Origin of the sequence: Streptosporangium sp. NPDC005286 (assembly GCF_040607515.1) — a bacterium.
Lineage (GTDB): Bacteria > Actinomycetota > Actinomycetes > Streptosporangiales > Streptosporangiaceae > Streptosporangium.
In genome coordinates this window covers 1-17085 of the sequence record NZ_JBEXGU010000193.1, presented here as the reverse complement: position 1 = coordinate 17085, position 17085 = coordinate 1, and the positions used below count along the sequence as shown (strand labels likewise).

At 70.5% G+C, this 17085-nt stretch carries 12 protein-coding genes; 8 read left to right on the top strand and 4 right to left on the bottom strand.

Translation table 11 applies throughout. The features are described 5' to 3' along the window. Positions 1 to 658 precede the first annotated feature (658 nt). Positions 659 to 1195, top strand: a complete 537-nt coding sequence (locus ABZU75_RS40030; RefSeq protein WP_355566542.1) for a hypothetical protein — start codon at positions 659 to 661, stop codon at positions 1193 to 1195. A 51-nt stretch (positions 1196 to 1246) separates the two neighbouring features. Here ABZU75_RS40030 and ABZU75_RS40025 read toward each other — a convergent pair whose 3' ends face one another. Next, positions 1247 to 2938, bottom strand: coding sequence for a GMC family oxidoreductase (locus tag ABZU75_RS40025; RefSeq protein ID WP_355566539.1), 1692 nt, complete (start codon positions 2936 to 2938; stop codon positions 1247 to 1249). A gap of 66 nt (positions 2939 to 3004) precedes the next feature. After that, on the bottom strand, positions 3005 to 4570 hold the full coding sequence (locus ABZU75_RS40020) for a succinic semialdehyde dehydrogenase (protein ID WP_355566536.1): 1566 nt from the start codon (positions 4568 to 4570) through the stop codon (positions 3005 to 3007). Between the two features lie 89 nt (positions 4571 to 4659). Between ABZU75_RS40020 and ABZU75_RS40015 the strand changes: the two genes are divergently transcribed. Together ABZU75_RS40015 and ABZU75_RS40010 are read left to right on the top strand one after the other, a co-directional pair. Further along, positions 4660 to 6726 (top strand): beta-propeller domain-containing protein, encoded by a 2067-nt coding sequence (locus ABZU75_RS40015; RefSeq protein WP_355566533.1) that lies wholly within the window; start codon positions 4660 to 4662, stop codon positions 6724 to 6726. A 187-nt stretch (positions 6727 to 6913) separates the two neighbouring features. Further along, complete coding sequence (locus tag ABZU75_RS40010) at positions 6914 to 9820, top strand: M36 family metallopeptidase (RefSeq protein WP_355566530.1); 2907 nt, start codon at positions 6914 to 6916, stop codon at positions 9818 to 9820. 393 nt (positions 9821 to 10213) lie between these two features. Here ABZU75_RS40010 and ABZU75_RS40005 read toward each other — a convergent pair whose 3' ends face one another. Together ABZU75_RS40005 and ABZU75_RS40000 are read right to left on the bottom strand one after the other, a co-directional pair. Further along, positions 10214 to 10642: a hypothetical protein gene (locus ABZU75_RS40005; protein WP_355566528.1), complete on the bottom strand. Its 429-nt coding sequence runs from the start codon at positions 10640 to 10642 to the stop codon at positions 10214 to 10216. Positions 10643 to 11170: 528 nt separating this feature from the next. Then, positions 11171 to 12922 (bottom strand): glycerol-3-phosphate dehydrogenase/oxidase, encoded by a 1752-nt coding sequence (locus tag ABZU75_RS40000; protein ID WP_355566525.1) that lies wholly within the window; start codon positions 12920 to 12922, stop codon positions 11171 to 11173. Between the two features lie 182 nt (positions 12923 to 13104). Between ABZU75_RS40000 and ABZU75_RS39995 the strand changes: the two genes are divergently transcribed. Genes ABZU75_RS39995 through ABZU75_RS39975 form a run of 5 tightly spaced genes read left to right on the top strand, consistent with a single transcriptional unit; the run spans position 13105 to position 17031 of the window. Beyond that, positions 13105 to 13695, top strand: a complete 591-nt coding sequence (locus ABZU75_RS39995) for a sigma-70 family RNA polymerase sigma factor (RefSeq protein WP_355566522.1) — start codon at positions 13105 to 13107, stop codon at positions 13693 to 13695. After that, positions 13679 to 14635, top strand: coding sequence for a hypothetical protein (locus ABZU75_RS39990; protein ID WP_355566519.1), 957 nt, complete (start codon positions 13679 to 13681; stop codon positions 14633 to 14635). Before ABZU75_RS39995 ends, ABZU75_RS39990 begins: the two co-directional genes overlap by 17 nt. Continuing rightward, positions 14632 to 15333, top strand: a complete 702-nt coding sequence (locus ABZU75_RS39985; protein WP_355566516.1) for a hypothetical protein — start codon at positions 14632 to 14634, stop codon at positions 15331 to 15333. The genes ABZU75_RS39990 and ABZU75_RS39985 overlap by 4 nt, the downstream gene beginning before the upstream one ends. Next, positions 15330 to 16163 (top strand): hypothetical protein, encoded by an 834-nt coding sequence (locus ABZU75_RS39980; protein ID WP_355566513.1) that lies wholly within the window; start codon positions 15330 to 15332, stop codon positions 16161 to 16163. Before ABZU75_RS39985 ends, ABZU75_RS39980 begins: the two co-directional genes overlap by 4 nt. Position 16164: 1 nt before the next feature. After that, the gene (locus tag ABZU75_RS39975) at positions 16165 to 17031 is read left to right on the top strand and encodes an ABC transporter ATP-binding protein (protein ID WP_355566510.1); all 867 of its coding nucleotides are present in this window, start codon (positions 16165 to 16167) and stop codon (positions 17029 to 17031) included. Positions 17032 to 17085 lie beyond the last annotated feature (54 nt).

Here is a 17085-nt window from a genome sequence, read left to right as displayed (position 1 = left end):
TCGTGCCCACCCTCGGGCGTGTCTGCTCCCACGGATTCCAGAGCGGCAGGCTGAGGAAGCACCCGCCGGTGGGTCTGCGATCTTATGTTCAACGTGGCCATCAAAACGCACCTCCTTGAGCTGACGGCCAGGGCTGGTCAACGCGGGGCTTCAAAGCGCATCGCTGCACCTCAAGCCCCCTCCTTCAGGAGGGGGTCGTTGACATCGGGATACTGCTCGAATTCATGACACCCCGCCAACCGAGCCAAATCCCGGAGGATGAGATGCCATAGGCGGTAGATCGGAGGATCTTGCCCGACGAGATCGGACCTGTCGAGACGGCCCTCAGCTACGAACCGGCCTTCCGCCCGATCAACTTATCTGTTCTGTAGAATTAACTCTACATCAGATATCATCATCTCTGCATGGATCGGCATCCCAGCAAGGAAATACGAGTGGCGATCGATCACATGATCGCCGCAGGCTGGATCATCGAGAAGGCAGGAGGTCACGCATGGGGGCGCGCTTTGTGTCCCGGTGGACGTCAGGGGTGCAGGCCTCCCTCGTCCATCTGGTCGACACCGCCCTCCCCGGAGGCGCACGCCAGGCGGCTGCGACGTCTCGTCGACCAGTGCCCGCGTGGGTTTGAGAACGATCTACCAGAGGGAGGGCGAGTCCCGTGACCGTCTACAGTTTCGAACTTCACTTCATGGCCCCGAGCGGCGAAACGGTGATCGACGCGCTGTACGAGGCTGGATGGGACGACGCCACGGTGTCACTCGACCCGGCCACGGGCGGACCCGGCATCGCCTCGTTTGATCGTGAGGCGACCGGGGCGGTGGAGGCGGTCGCGTCCGCCATCGCCCAGGGGCGCTCGGTGGGGATCGAGGTGACCGGGGTGAGTGAGGACCTCGTGACGCTCGCCGAGATCGCCGACCGCACCGGCCGGAGCTTCGCCACAGCCGACCATTGGGCCGTCGGACGCCGCGGGCCGGGAGGCTTTCCCGAGCCGAAGGTGCGGCGCCCCCGCGTGAGCCTCTGGTCGTGGGCGGAGGTGGCGACCTGGCTTCACCAGAACCGTCTTGCCGAGGTCTCGCCCATGGAGGTGGAACTCGCCGAGGTGTGCGAGATCACGGATTCGCTCATCCGCGCCCGGCGCCTCCAGCGGCGGCTTCCGGCAAAAGACCGCGAGCGCCTCTGTCACGCGATGGCCTGATGCCAGTCCTTGATCGTCGACCCGCCTCACGTGCCATGGACGAAGTGCCGCTCAGGTGATGTCCACGATGGGGAGGCGGAGGGCGCCGGGGGCGGTGGTGGGGACGGTGGGGTTGGCGGGGGCGACGGGGGGCAGGCGGGCGTACGGGGAGCCCTGGGCGGGGCGGGGGTCGGCCTCTCCCCGGTTGGGCCAGAAGGCCATCGCGCGCTCGGCCTGGGCGGTGATGGTGAGGGAGGGATTGACGCCGGGGTTGGCGGAGACCGCGGAGCCGTCGACGACGTGCAGGCCCGGATGGCCGTGGACGCGGTGGTAGGGGTCGATCACCCCGGTCTCCGGCCCGGCGCCGATGGCGCAGCCGCCCAGGAAGTGGGCGGTGGCCGGGATGTCGAACAGGTCGAGCCAGGTGCCGCCCGGCATGCCGCCGATCTCCTCGGCCGCGTGCCGGACGAACTCGTGCCCGGCGGGCAGCCAGGTGGGGTTGGGCTCGCCGTGGCCCCGCCCTGAGCGGAGCCTGCGGCCGAAGAGCCCCCTGCGCATGGACAGGGTGATCGAGTTGTCCTTGGCCTGCATGACCAGCGCGATGATCGTGCGCTCGGACCAGCGGCGGTGGTCGAACAACCTCGGCACCAGGTGGGGCCTGCGCAGGGCCTCGCCGAGGAACTTGAGCCAGCGCGGCGCTCCGCCGCCGTCGATGAGCAGGGTGCGGAGCAGGCCCATCGCGTTGGAACCGTCGCCGTAGCGGACCGGCTCGATGTGCGTGTGGGCGTCGGGATGGATGGAGGAGGTGATCGCCACCCCGTGGTTGAGCTTCTCCCCCTTGACCGACGGGCGCTCGAAGCCGAGCAGGGCCTCGGAGTTGGTCCTGGTGAGGGTGCCCAGCCGGTCGGAGAGCCGGGGCAGGGTCCCGGCGGCCTTGAGCCGGTGCAGCAGGCGCTGGGTGCCGTACGTCCCCGCCGCGAAGATCACGTGCTCGGCGGTGAACGCGCGGCGGCGCCAGGGCGCGCCCGTCCGGTGCGTCTCGACCCGGTAGCCGCCGCCGGCCGGGACGACCGAGGTGACCGTGGTCTCGGGCAGGACCGTGGCCCCGGCCCCCTCCGCCAGGTAGAGGTAGTTCTTGACCAGCATGTTCTTGGCCCCGTGGCGGCAGCCCGTCATGCACTCGCCGCACTCGGTGCAGCCCCTGCGGCGCGGCCCCGCGCCCCCGAAGTAGGGGTCGTCCACCTCGACGCCCGGAGGGCCGAAGAAGACGCCGACCGGGGCCAGGTGGAAGGTGTCGCCCACGCCCATCCGCTCGGCGACGGTGCGCATCACCTCGTCGGCCCTGGTGACCGTCGGGTTGAGCACCACGCCCAGCATCCGCCTGGCCTGGTCGTAGTAGGGGGCGAGCTCGGCCTTCCAGTCGGTGATGCCCGACCACTGGGCATCCTGGAAGAACACCTCCGGCGGCTCGTAGAGGGTGTTGGCGTAGACCAGGGAGCCCCCGCCGACCCCGGCGCCCGCCAGGACCATGACGCCGGTGCCCTTCTGGCCGCGGAGCAGGTGGATGCGCTGGATGCCCTTCATGCCCAGCCCCGGCGCCCACAGGAAGTCGCGGGCCCGCCAGGAGGTCTTGGGGAGCGTGCCCTCGTCGAAGCGGCGCCCCGCCTCCAGCACCGCGACCCGATAGCCCTTCTCGGTCAGCCGCAGCGCGGAGACGCTCCCGCCGAAGCCGGAGCCGATCACCAGCACGTCATGGTCGAACACGGCGGCTCCCTTTCAGACGACGGCCTTCGATGACGACCTCCGGGGACGCCTCGCGTGATCCATGCCTCACTTCAGATGGAGCGCCTTCATGACCCTGAGCGCGCCCGCGAGGGTGTCGGCGTACTTCTCGTACGCCATGCCGAGGATCGGCTCGAAGCCCAGCCAGGACGCCTGGCTGGAGACGGTCTGCGCCTCGGTGTACCTCAGCAGCCCCTCGACGCCGTGCCGGCGGCCGAGCCCCGAGGCCTTCATCCCGCCCATGGGCGCGTCGTAGGAGGCGTAGGCCGAGGCGTACCCCTCGTTGATGTTGACGGTGCCCGCCTTGATCCGGGAGGCCAGCGCGCGCCCGCGTGACAGGTCGCGGGTCCAGATGGAGGCGTTGAGCCCGTAGGAGGTGTCGTTCGCCTTCTCGACCGCCTCGTCGTCGTCGCCGAAGCGGTAGATCGCGACCACGGGGCCGAAGGTCTCGGCGCGGCAGAGCTCCATGCTCTCGTCGACGCCGGTCAGGACGGTGGGCTCGTAGAACAGCGGGCCGAGGTCGGGGCGGGCCTTCCCGCCGGCCAGCACCCTGGCGCCCTTCGCGACGGCGTCGTCCACCTGGGCGCCGACCGCCTCCAACTGCCGCAGCGAGGAGAGCGAGCCCATCTGCACGCTCCAGTCGAGTCCCGCGCCGAGCCGCATGTTCCTGACCTGCCGGACGAACTTCTCCACGAAGGCGTCGTGCACCGAGTCGTGGACGTAGAGCCGCTCGATGGACAGGCAGAGCTGCCCCGCGTTGGTGAAGCAGGCGCGCAGCGCGCCCTGGGTCGCGGTGTCGAGGTCGGCGTCGTCGAGTACCAGCATCGGGTTCTTGCCGCCGAGCTCCAGCGAGCAGCCGATCAGTCGCCTGGCGGCCTCCTCGGCGATCTTCCGGCCGGCCCGGGTGGAGCCGGTGAACGCCACGTAGTCGGCGCCGTCGATCAGCGGGTCGCTCACCTCGGCGGGTTCGCCGAGGACGACCTGCCAGATCTCGCGGGGCATGCCGAGGGAGACCAGCAGGTCGATGGTCCACAGCGTGGACAGCGCGGTCTGGGTGTCGGGCTTGTGGACCACCGCGTTCCCCGCGAGCAGCGCGGGGACGGCGTCGGTGACACCGAGCGAGAGCGGGTAGTTCCACGGCGAGATCAGGGCCACCGTTCCCCGGGGCCGGCGCGCCTCGACGGTCCTGGTGGCCACGGGCAGTATCCCGGCCCGCGATCTGGTCTCCAGCAGGCCGGGGGTCCGCCGCGCGTAGTAGAGGGAGCAGCCCGCGACGTCGAGCACCTCCTCGAAGGCGTGCCTGCGCGCCTTGCCGGTCTCCCACTGGACCACGTCGAGGATCTCCTCGCGCCGGTCGAGGATGGCGTTGTGCAGGCGGAGGAAGGGCTCGGCCCGCTCCCTCACGGGCAGCGCCGCCCACGCCCGCTGCGCCTCCCGCGCCGCGGCGTGCGCGGCGCGGACGTCGTCGGCGGTGGAAATGGGCAACTCGGCGAGCACCTCGCCGGTGAACGGCGCCGTGATCTCCTGCGTCTTGCCGGCGGAGGTCACGTGCGGTACGACACGTTCGATCATGCGGGGGTCGAGGGCCCGTGTCATTTCAGGGGGAACGGCCATGTTCGCAGGGTAATCGCGAGAGGCGGGCCGTGGCTACTCACGGGTAGCGAAGCATTGAACCACCCCCCCTTCCGATCCGTCGTAGTGGCATGAGGACATCGATTCGTACAGCCGGCGCGGTCACCCTCGCCGCGGCCCTGCTCGCCACGGCGTGCAGTTCTACGGAGACGAAGAGCGGTGCCGGACCCGCGGCACCGGTCACGTTGGGGAACATCAGGCTGGTCTCCTACAGCGGCTGCGACGACATGCTGGCCGGGCTGCGCGCGGCGACGGCGAAGAACGTCGGCCCGTGGGGCCTCGGCGGCCCCCCGATCCTGTACGCGGAGGCGCGGTCGGACGCCGCCGCCGCCAAGGTCGGCGGCGCGGCGCCGCCCGAGCACTCCACCACGAACACGCACGAGGCCGGAGTCGACGAGCCCGATCTGGTGAAGACCGACGGCGACCGGGTGATCACCGTGAACCGCGGCGTGCTCAGGGTGGTGGACACCGCGACCAGGAAGGTCACCGGCACACTCAAGCTGGTGGACGCCGAGCAGGCGTGGGCCCCGGCCGACCTGCTGGTCAGCGGGGACAGGGCGCTGGTGCTCTTCTCCGGCGGCGGAATCATCCCGTACGGCGCGACGGCCAAGCGCGCGCCGAGCCCGGGGCCGCGCTACGTCCTCGTCGACCTGTCCGGGGAGCCGAAGGTGATCGGCTCGCTCACCCCGGACGGCTCCCACGTGGATGCCAGGATGGTCGGCTCGACGGTGCGGATCGTGGTCCGCAGCCAGCCGCGGATCGACTTCCCCGACACCGGGTCCGACATCGTGGACAACGAGCGCACCCGACGGAACATGGAGGTCGTCGCCAGGGCACCGATCGAGGCGTGGCTGCCGAAGTACGAACTGACGTCGGCGACCGGCGCCACCTCGGACCACACCGTCGACTGCGAGCGGGTCAGCCACCCCGCGGAGTACACCGGGACGTCGATGCTGACGGTGCACACCCTCGACCTGTCGCAGGCGCTCGCCGAGACGGCCCCGATCAGCGTGGCCGCCGACGGCGACACCGTCTACGGGACGGGCTCCAGCCTGTACGTGACCAGCAACCCGCACTGGTGGTGGCCCAGGCCGATCGAACCGGCGCTCATCGAGGAGGCCCCGGCCGCCACTCCCACGGTCGCCGCGACCCCGGCCGCCGCCTCGGGCCTGGACCCCGCTCCGACCCTGCTCCCGGAACCGGCCCCGACCCCCACGCCGAGTGACACCCCGCCGCCGAGTGACACCGTCTCGCCGACGCCGACGGCGACACCGGAGGAGCCTCCGGAGGAGACCGAGGTCCACCGGTTCGACATCACCGTGGCCGGAGCCCCCCGCTACGTCGCCTCGGGCAAGGTGCCGGGCAGGCTGCTCAACCAGTACTCCCTGTCCGAGCACGAGGGGCACCTGCGGGTCGCCACCACCTCGACCGTCGGGCAGGACAGCTCCAGCGCCGTCTACGTGCTCAAGGCCGACACCCTGGCCAGAACCGGCGAGGTCGGCGGTCTGGGGCAGGGCGAGCGGATCTACTCGGTCCGCTTCATCGGCCCCGTCGGCTACGTGGTGACGTTCAAGCAGGTGGACCCGCTCTACACGCTCGACCTGCGCGACCCGGCGGCACCGAGGAAGACCGGCGAGTTGAAGATCACCGGCTACTCGGCCTACCTGCACCCGGCGGGTGACGGGCGGCTGATCGGTGTGGGCCAGGAGGCCAGCGAGAAGGGCCGCACACTCGGCACCCAGGTCTCCCTGTTCGACGTCAGCGATCCGGCCGACCCGCGCCGCCTGTCGCAGATGTTCCAGAAGGACTCGGGCTCGGAGGCCGAGTGGGACCCGCACGCCTTCCTGTACTGGGCCAAGACCGGGACGGCGGTCCTCCCGCTGAACTCCTGGACGGGCACCGAGCAGACCAACGGGGTCGCCCTGGTCCTCAACATCGGTGATTCAGCCGTCACCAGGACCGGCACGATCGTCCACCCCAAGCCCAAGCCGGTCAACGACACCCGCTTCGCCCCCTACGACCCGGGCATCCGCCGCTCTGTCGTGATCGGCGACAGCCTGTGGACGGTCTCCGACCTCGGCCTCAAGGTCAGCGACCTGAAGGACCTGGCCGACCAGGCCTGGATTCCCTTCTCCTGAACTTTCGAAAGCACCCGCCCCGCGCCCCCGCCTCACCGGCGGGGGCGCGCTGAACGTCCCTAGTACACTGACATGTCAGCCTTTACAAGATCTTGTCATGACACTTGGATAAGTGTTACCTCTTGCGCAACACACGTGATCCGCGTGTGGCATGGCCAACGACGGCCATCTCTCCGCAGGAGGATCGGTGTCGACCAGACCCTGGTTACGCATCACCGTCATCGCCGCCGCGACCGCGGCGCTCGCCCTTCCGCTGCCGGGAATCGCCCAGAGCGAACCCGGCGCCCAGCCCCCCAAGGCCCACGACTTCCAGGCCGAACAGGGCGCCAAGCCCGACCTGGACAACCGGCGCGGCAGCGTCGCGCCCCCGGCCTCGCTCTCCAGGTCGGCGGCGAGCACCGCGACGATCCGGTGGAACGTCCTCGGCACCCCCGCCGTCGTCACCGGCTCCGCTCCCCTCGCCGAGGGCCTCGGCACCGACCCCGAACAGGCCGCGCGGGCCTATCTCAAAGCGAACGAGAACCTCTTCGGCCTCTCCGGCGAGGCGGTGGACGCGCTGGAGAAGATCGCCGTCAACCCGATAGGGGACGGGTACGCCGTACTGCTCAGGCAGAGGTTCGGCGACCTGCCCGCGGGCGTGGACGGGCAGGTCGCGGTCGGCGTGAAGGACGGCAAGGTCCTGCACGTCACCTCGACGCTCTCCCGCTCCTCCGAGGCCCCTCCCGCCGCCAGGCTCACCGAACAGCAGGCGCTGGAGATCGCGGCCAGGGACGGCGGGATCGACCTGGCCACGGCCACCGTCAAGAAGGCCACCGCCACGGCGGTGCCCGCCCCCGACGGGACGCACAACGCGTTCCAGGTCGTCCTGATCGGCGGCGGCGAGGGTGAACCGGCCGCGTACACCACACACGTCGACGCGGTCAGTGGCGAGATCCTGACCCGCGAGAACCTGGTGGACCACCACAGCGCGCCCGACGACCCCACCTGGAAGGCGTTCCCCGCCAACCCGCCGGGCGACTACTCCTCCACCGACACCCGCAAGACCTGGTGCCCCGCCGCGGGCCCCGGCTGCGACCTGGTCGGGGCCGACCCGGCCACCGGCAAGGCCTGGGACCTGACCCACGCCACGGACACCTCGACGAGCACCAGCGTCGGCAACGCCGCCAAGACCGTGGAGAACCGCGCCAGCGGCGACGCGTTCTCGGTGGGCACCCGGAGCAACGTGGCCACGCCGAACCGCCAGTACGCCTATCCGTGGACCAACAGGTGGTACACCGCCAAGTGTGACCCGGCGGCGCTGGACGAGCCCGGCGAGGCCGACCTCGAAGCCGCCATGACCAACCTGCACGTCATGCACAACCGCATGCACGACTGGTCCTACCGGCTCGGGTTCACCGAGACCGCCTGGAACATGCAGAACGACAACGGCGGGCGCGGCGGTCTCGGCGGCGACCCCGAGCAGGGCAACGCGCAGGCGGGCGCCCGGGTGCTCAGCGTGCGCGACAACGCCAACCAGATCACCGGTCCCGACGGGATCGCCCCCATCACCAACATGTACCTCTGGCAGCCGATCGCGGGCTCGTTCTACTCCCCCTGCGTGGACGGCGACTACGACATGTCGGTGATCGGGCACGAGTACACCCACGCGATCTCCGGCCGCATGATCGCCGGCCCGAACGCCGGGTGGAGCGGCGCCCAGGCCGGGGCCATGAACGAGAGCACCTCCGACCTGTTCGCGATGGAATATCTCGCCGAGTACGGCTTCCGCCCCGCGGGCGACACCCCTTCCGTCACCGGCGGCTACGTCACCGGCGACAAGAAGGCGGGCATCCGCAACTACGACATGGCCACCTCACCGCTGAACTACAGCGACATCGCCTACGACCTCGTCGGCCAGCAGGTGCACGCCGACGGCGAGATCTGGTCGGCGACCCAGTACGACGTGCGCAAGGCGTTCCTGAAGAAGTACGGCGAGGGCACCCCGGCCAGGCAGAAGGCGTGCGCCGACGGCCAGACCCCGCTCGACCAGTGCCCGGGCAACCGCCGCTGGGCGCAGGTCTCCTTCGACGCGCTGCTGCTGATGGCCTCCGGCGCGGTCAGCTACGTCGACCACCGCGACGCGCTGCTCGCGGCCGACGCCATCCGCTTCGGCGGCGCCAACCAGGCGATCATGTGGCGGGCGTTCGCCGAGCACGGCCTCGGCCAGGGTGCGGCGAGCACCGGGCCGAACGACCCCGATCCGACGCCGAGCTTCGTCGACCCGGCGGGGAAGAACGGGAAGCTCCAGCTCAAGCCGTTGCTTGAGGCCAAGGACGCGGCGCTTCGGCTGTACGTCGGCGACTACGAGGGCCGCGTCGTGCCGGTGGCCGACACCGACCCGGCGACCGAGCTCGGCGACACCGTCGAGATGACCCCGGGAGTCTACGACTTCGTGGTCGCGGGCAACGGGTTCGGGCACACCCGGGTGAAGTACGCGGTGCTGCCCGGCGTGAAGCTGCCGCTGCCGCTGGCGGTGCCGAAGAACGTCGCCTCTGCGGCGCTTGGCGCCACGACGACGGGTGACGGCGTCAACCACGGCAAGCTGATCGACGAGACCGAGGCGACGAACTGGGCCTCGCTCACCGGACCGGTCAAGGGTAAGGCCGTCACCGTGGACCTGGCCGGGACCGCCCCGGTGAAGGTCCGCCGGGTGCAGGTCAGCGCCATGCTCCGGCCCAGCGTCAACGACCCGGCCGACCCCGGTGGCCAGAACCGCTTCAGCGCCCTGCGCGCCTTCGAGGTCCTGGCCTGCAACGCCACCAAGAAGGACTGTTCCTCGCCCGCGTCCTTCTCGGTCGTCTACACCAGCCCCGCCGACGCCTTCCAGACCCGCCTGCCGCGCCCCCGGGGCGCCGACCTGCTCATCAAGTCCTTCAAGATCCCGACGACCACCGCGACCCACCTGACCCTGCGGGCCGTCTCCACCCAGTGCACCGGCAACCCGCTCTACGCCGGTGAGCAGGACGCCGACCCCAACTCCGCCACCGACTGCGGCACCGCCAGCCCCGCCAGGGACCAGCTGCGCGCCGCCGAGTTCCAGGCCTTCACCCGCTAAGTGATCGAGTCCAAGGGGAATCAGTGATCGTAGGCGGTCCGTGAGCGCGGTGCGGCCTGGCCGGTGGTGTGGTCGTGCCACGAAGCGGCGGTCAGCGCGAGAGAACACTGCGGGATGCGGATGATCACTCCCTCAGGAGTACGACCACTGTGGCGTTCCAGGTCGAGTCGGCCCTTCAAGGTCTGATTGACCGACTCGACCTGACGCAGCGGTGTGAACGACTGCGGCCCGCCCGCGAAGGTTCGTCCTCGCGGGCGGGCCGCGACGGATCACCCCCCGAAGAAGCCGGAGCGCCGGCGGACAAGCCCAGGTCCTGGGGCTACGCAGGCCGCAACGAGCCCAACGAACTCATGGTTCGTCCCCTACTCACAGACCCGTGCGGGAAGGATCGGATCAGACGTGGGTGACCAGGAGGGTCACGCCGACCTCGCCGCCGCAGTCGACGAAGACGGGGCCGACACCGTTGCCGATCTTGCGGGAAAGGGTCGCCTTGGCCACGAACTTCTTCGGGTTGTCGTCGATGATACGGATGTTCTCCAGCGACGGCGCGCCGCCATACGCGCCGCTAGCCACGGCCTTGAGCCCCTTACCCCCGCCGCAGTGGCCGGTGATCGTCAGCTCCTGGCCCCGCCTGGCGGTGGGGTTGGGGCTGACCTGGACGACGGCCCTGGCGCCCTTCGGCGGCTGCGGCGCCGCCGCCTCGGCTGCGATCTTGCCGGTCGTGCCGACCTTGTCGCTGGCGAACGCGCCGCCGGCGCCCAGTCCGAGAACCCCGACCGTCAAGCTCGCCCCGACGATCACGGCGATCATTCCCTTGTTCATGGTGACTCCTTCGCGAAAGTCTTCCCGGCCCGTATGGCCCTGGTGATCCCTTGTCCATCCGGGATCTACTCGGTGAGTAGCCGAGGGGGCCGCCCCGGGTTCTCATCCGGCTGGACTGTGACATGGATCACGGCCGGATGCGGTCCGGCGGTGACCGCGACGGTCACGGTGAGCGTCGCCGGAACCGGGTCGGCCGGCCGTGAAGGCCGAGCACCCGCGCGGAGGTCTGCCGGCGCGTCGGCACGGGTCCGCCCGCGACCCTCCAGGTGATTGATTTCAAGAGGTGGCGGCACAGAGGCATAGACGCGGGGAGAGGGCGAGGGGGTGCGCGCCCAGTTCGTGACAGCCGAGACGGACACGCTGGCAACCGCGCTCTACGTGCGTGTGGACGATCTGCTGAGGGCTTCGCCCGATCTGCGCCCGTGCCGGCCCGGGACCGCCCTGGCCCCGACACGGCACGTTTGCGTGACCGCGCGGTCCGCGGGCCGGTGTCCGGCCTTGAGGCGCGCTCCGGACGGTCACACCGGCTTAGATCGGGTGGACCGGCTGGACGTCCGGTCCGGCCACCGGGACGATCTCCGGGGCGCCGAGGCGGATGGCGTCGGCCTCCTGGTCGGTGTCCTGCTCCTGGGAGAGGCGCTCCGACTCGACCCGCTTGGTGTAGTAGCCCACCTCGCGCTTGATCTGCTCGTCGTCCCAGCCCAGCGGCCCGGCGAGCAGCTGGGCGGCCTCCTCGACCACGGCCACGCCACGGTGGAAGGTCTCGATCGAGATGTGCGTGCGCCGGGTCAGCACGTCGTTCACGTGCCTGGCCCCCTCATGGGTGGCCGCGTAGACCACCTCCGCCCGGAGGTAGTCGTCCGCTCCGGTCAGCGGCTTGGCCAGCGACGGGTCCCGCTCGATCAGCTCCAGCACCTCGTCGATCATCGAGCCGTACCGCTGGAGCAGGTGCTCGATCCTGGCCACGTGCAGCCCGGAGGAGTGGGCCAGCCGCTGCCTGGAGTTCCACAGCGCCTGGTAGCCCTCGGCCCCGGCCAGCGGGACGCGGTCGGTGCAGGAGGGCGGGACCCGCTGGTCCAGACCGTGCGCCACCGCGTCCACCGCATCCTTCGCCATAACGCGATATGTCGTGTATTTCCCTCCGGCCACCATCACCAGTCCCGGGACCGGGTGGGCCACCACGTGCTCGCGGGAGAGCTTGGAGGTCTCCTCGGACTCCCCCGACAGCAGCGGGCGCAGCCCCGCGTAGACACCTTCGACGTCCTCGTGGGTGAGCGGGACCGAGAGCACCTCGTTCACATGGTCGAGGATGTAGTCGATGTCCGATCGCGACGCCGCCGGGTGCGCCCGGTCCAGCTCCCACGCGGTGTCGGTGGTGCCGATGATCCAGTGACGACCCCAGGGGATGACGAACAGCACCGACTTCTCGGTGCGCAGGATGATCCCGGTGAGCGAGTGGATCCGGTCGCGCGGCACCACCAGGTGGATGCCCTTGGAGGCGCGCACGTGGATCTGCCCGCGCCCGCCGACCAGCTCCTGGATGTCGTCGGTCCACACACCGGTGGCGTTGACCACCTGACGGGCCCGCACGTCCAGCTCACGACCGCTCTCCAGATCACGCACCCGGACGCCGGTGACCCGCTCCCCCTCGCGGAGGAAGCCCACCACCTGCGCCCGCGAGGCGACGTTGGCCCCGTACGTGGACGCGGTCCGCAGCATGGTCATGACGTAGCGGGCGTCGTCGACCTGGGCGTCCCAGTACTGCACCGCGCCGGAGAACGCCGACTTCCGCAACGCGGGCGCGAGCCGCAACGCCCTGGTACGCGACAGGTGCCGATGGCCGGGCACACCCCGGGTGAGGCCGGCGGAGAAGCCCATCGTGTCGTACAGCACCAGGCCCGCGCCGACATAGGGCCGCTCCCAGCCCGTGTGCTTGAGCGGGAACAGGAAGGGCACCGGCCGCACCAGGTGCGGGGCGATCCGCTGCAACAGCAGGGCCCGCTCCTGGAGCGCCTCCCTGACCAGCTCGAAGTTGAGCTGTTCCAGGTAGCGCAAACCCCCGTGGATCAGCTTGGAGGATCTGGACGAGGTCCCCGAGGCGAAGTCGCGCGCCTCCAGCAGCCCGACCGACAACCCACGGGTCGCCGCGTCCAGCGCGACCCCCGCTCCGACGACTCCGCCTCCGATCACCACCACGTCGAGTTCCTCGGCGCTCAGCTGCGCCAGTGCGGCGGACCGCTCGGCAGGACCGAGCCGTGCGGTGCCCATTCGCGCCGTCATTTGCAACCCCCTGGGGTGCGACTTGTCGCCTTACGCGGTATATCTACCCATCTACCCTAGGCACCATTACTGACCAGTAGGAAGCGGCGGACGAGATTCACGCTATATCCCCATTTACATTGGGAAAACGATCCTCAAAGTTCGATTGAACCCCGGGCCGAGGTCGACGCTACCCACCTGGTGTGGACGGGGGAACCGAGAGGATGGCACTGCGCTGGTTCGGCGCCGCGCGCCGGCATGCCGGCACGAGGGAGGACGACACCCGCGTGCTGGCCAGGGTGGCCGACGGCGACGCGGGCGCGCTGACCGAGCTGTACGAGCGGTACGCCAGGCCGCTGTTCGCCTTCATCTACCGGCTCGCCGGGGATCGGGGCACGGCCGAGGAGATCCTCCAGGACACACTGCTGGCCGTGTGGCGCTCGGCGGGCACCTACCAGGGCCGCTCCAGCGTCAGCACCTGGCTGTTCGGGGTGGCGCGCAGGCAGGCACACAACCGACTGCGCGGCGTCCCGCCTCCCCTGGCGGCCGAACCGTCCGACGGGGCCGATCCGCTGCCGGGCCCCGAGGAGCTGGCCGTGGGCGACGACCGGGTGCGGGCGGCGCTGGCCCGGCTGCCGCTGCCCCAACGCGAGGTGGTAGTACTCGCCTTCCTCGACGACCTGAGCCACCGGGAGATCGCCGAAGTGCTGGAAATCCCGGTCGGCACGGTGAAAAGCCGCCTGCACCACGCCCGAGCGACCCTGAGGGGGTGCCTCGATGAACAACCGTCCTGAGCCAACAGAACCCCACAAGCGGCCCGAACCACCAAAGATCCACGACCAACCCGAGACTCCGGGAGTCCATGGCCGACCCGAGCCACCAGAACCCCACGACCGGCCCCAGCTCGCGGAAATCCACGACTGGCCCGAACTGCGGGAGATCCGCGACGGTATCCCGCCTCCGCCCGGCCCCGAGATCGTGCGCGCCGCCCTGATGAGGGCCGCCCTCGACGGCCTGGAGACTCCGGCCGCGCCGGAGCCCTCACGGCGGCCACCGCCATCGCGGAGGACCTCGTCACCACACGTGGCAGCGGCCGTACGGGGGCTGCACAGGGCGTGGGCCCTGCTGGCGATGGAGGCCCGGCTGCTGAATCCGGCGATCTGGCTGGCCTCCGCACTGATCATGGTGGTCGGCGTGAGCTTCGTCCTGGCCGGGAAGGGGCACGCGGATTTCACGCTCGCCCTCACCGCCCCGCTGATCGCCATGGCCGGCGTCGCCGGATCGTGCGGCCCCGAGCATGACGACGCCTTCGAACTGGTCGCCGTCACACCGACGTCACCACGCGTCATCATGATGGCCCGGATGACTCTGGTGTTCGGCTACGACCTGCTCCTGGCGCTGCTCGCCTCGGCGGTGCTGGCACCGCTGAACGCCGCCCCCGTCGGGCTGGCGTCACTGATCATCGCGTGGCTGGGGCCCATGGCGGCGCTCGCGGGGCTCAGCCTGCTGTTGTCGGTGTGCTGGAACCCCGGCGGCGCGATGGGTGGCGGGCTGGCGGTGTGGGCCCTCTACGCGCTGACCGCCACCGACGTACCCGTACCGGACGGCTTCCGGAACTTCTGGACGACCAGCCCTGCCACGGTCGGCCTGGCCCTGGCCCTGATGCTCGCCGCCGTGATCGCCGCCGGTATGGGTGAACCGATCCGGCGCGCCCACGCTACTCACCGGTCATGAGATCACTCGACCTCTGGTCGCATGAGATAAAAAGGGCCGGTCCCGCGGCCCTGCTGGCCCCACCGGTCCTCGTCCTGCTCATCGTGCTCCTCGCCGTCTTCGGCACACGGCTCGGCTCCCGGGAGGGGAACACAACGCGGTTCCTGATGACGATCCTGGAAACGGGGATCCCGCTCCTGCCCGGCATCGCCGCCGCCTCGCTGATCGGCCGGGACCACGCGGTGGAGCTACAGCTCACCCTGCCCAGGGGATACCGCTCGACCCTGCTGCGCCGCCTGGCCGTGATGGTCGGGTGGACGGCCCTCTGCGCCCTGATCGCCTCGGCGCTGCTGATCGTCACCGGCTGGTGGGACCTGCTGCCCGCCGCGTCCCACGGCCTGGCCGGGCAGCTCTCCTGGCTGTCCCCCATGCTCTGGCTGACGGCCCTGGGCCTGCTCGTCGCGGCCGCGCTCCGCAGCGCCGCTGCCGCCACCGCGATCATCTCGTTCGTCTGGTTGTTCGAACAGATGCTCGCATACCTCTTCCAGGAGAACCAGATGCTCCGGCTGCTCCACCTGTTCGCCACCACGCACGGGACGGTGCCCGGCGACTGGCTGCCCAACCGGCTGACCCTGCTGGCGACCGCTTCGCTGCTCACCGCCGCGGCCTGGCCGCTGCTCGGCGACGCCGAGCGGATTCTCGGGGGTGAGACCGCATGATCGCGACCTTCCGCTACGAGTTCCACATGCAGATCCGCCGCCCCGTCCTGTGGATCGTCTACGGGCTGACCTTCGCAGCGCTCGTCGCCATCCAGCCGAAGACATACGCGACGTTGAACCTGGGCGGTGGTGAGGGAACCGTCCCGCAAACGGCCATGGTCGCGTCGGCCACCCTGCTCATGTCCCTGCTGCCCATCGTCTACGGATGCCTGCTCGCCGACCGGCTCGTCCGTGACCGGCGGCTCGGCGTGGCCGGGATCCTGGACACGACCCCGACCGGTCGCACCACCCGGTTGATCGGCAAGTATCTCGGCACGTGCGCGGCCACCGTCATACCGCTCGCGCTCGCCTACTTCGGCCGGGCCGTGGCCTACGCGATCACCGAGGGCGAGCCCTCCGCACTGGGCTGGGCGGTGGCGGTCTTCGTAGCGGCCATCGTCCCCGGGCTGCTCTTCGTGGGGGCACTCGCCCTGGCCGGTCCGCTGTTGATGCCACCGATGCTGTTCCAGGTGCTGTTCGTCGTCTACTGGTTCTGGGGAAACCTCATCCCCCCCAGCATGATGCCGACCGTGTCCCACAGCATCCTCTCGCCCAACAGCCAGTACGTGGCCTACGGCCTCCTCGGCTACCACAGTCCGGAATTGCCCCCGAACGTCATTCGGTCGCCCGAGGGCGAGGCATACGGCCCCTGGCCCGGCGGCGCCGCGCTGGACTTCCTGCGGCCCGTGACCACCGAGTCCGTCGCCTTCCTGTGGATCGGCGTGATGATCGTGCTCGCGCTCTCCGTCCTCTCCCTCGCCCGCCTCCACGCCACCCGGACGGAGTCCTGACATGCGCATCGAGATCTCCCGCCTGACCAAGACCTACCGGGGCGGCGTGCACGCCCTCGACGGGCTCGACCTGGAGGTGCCCACCGGCATGTACGGGCTGCTCGGCTCCAACGGGGCGGGCAAGACCACGCTCATGCGCATCCTGGCCGGGCTGCTCAAACCCACCTCGGGGACGGTCCGCATCGGCGGCCACGACATCGCCACCGCCGACGGACGCCTCGCCGTCCAGCGGACGCTCGGCTATCTCCCCCAGGATCTCGGCGTCTACCCCGACCTGACCGCGCGGCAGTTCCTGGACTACATCGCCCTGCTCAAGGGGATCGACTCCCGCCCCGCCCGGCGACGCCGGATCGGCGAACTACTGGAGGTGGTCTCCCTCACCCAGGACGCCGACCGCAGGCTCAAGGGCTACTCCGGCGGCATGCTGCGCCGGGCCGGCATCGCCCAGGCGCTGCTCGCCGACCCCCGACTGCTCATCGTGGACGAGCCGACCACCGGCCTGGACCCCGAGGAGCGGATCCGGTTCCGCACCCTGCTCTCCCAGCTCGCCGGCGACCGCACGGTCCTGCTCAGCACGCACATCGTCGAGGACGTGGCCCAGACCTGCCGTCTTCTCGCGGTGCTCACCAAGGGACGTCTGGCCTTCACCGGGGACGTCGGCGAACTGGTCTCCCAGGCCAACCACCAGGTGTGGACCCTGACCACCCCCGGCCCCGCCCCCTCGCACGGCAGGGTCGTGGCCGCCGTCCCCGAGGGCACCGGAATGCGCTACCGGCTCATCGCCGCCACCGCCCCCGACCCCTATGCCCGCCCGGCCGAGCCGACCCTGGAGGACGGCTACCTGGCCCTGATGGAAACCGGCCGCTGACGCCCTGCTCCCCGAATAGGTGGACAAGCGCGGCCGGTCCGGCCGTTCACGGGG

Coding starts and splice junctions, on each gene's coding strand:
- ABZU75_RS39985 (WP_355566516.1), top strand. CDS start 14,632: ATGAGATCACTCGACCTCTGGTCGCATGAGATAAAAAGGGCCGGTCCC.
- ABZU75_RS40005 (WP_355566528.1), bottom strand. CDS start 10,642: ATGAACAAGGGAATGATCGCCGTGATCGTCGGGGCGAGCTTGACGGTC.
- ABZU75_RS39990 (WP_355566519.1), top strand. CDS start 13,679: ATGAACAACCGTCCTGAGCCAACAGAACCCCACAAGCGGCCCGAACCA.
- ABZU75_RS40020 (WP_355566536.1), bottom strand. CDS start 4,570: ATGGCCGTTCCCCCTGAAATGACACGGGCCCTCGACCCCCGCATGATC.
- ABZU75_RS39980 (WP_355566513.1), top strand. CDS start 15,330: ATGATCGCGACCTTCCGCTACGAGTTCCACATGCAGATCCGCCGCCCC.
- ABZU75_RS39975 (WP_355566510.1), top strand. CDS start 16,165: ATGCGCATCGAGATCTCCCGCCTGACCAAGACCTACCGGGGCGGCGTG.
- ABZU75_RS40000 (WP_355566525.1), bottom strand. CDS start 12,922: ATGACGGCGCGAATGGGCACCGCACGGCTCGGTCCTGCCGAGCGGTCC.
- ABZU75_RS40015 (WP_355566533.1), top strand. CDS start 4,660: ATGAGGACATCGATTCGTACAGCCGGCGCGGTCACCCTCGCCGCGGCC.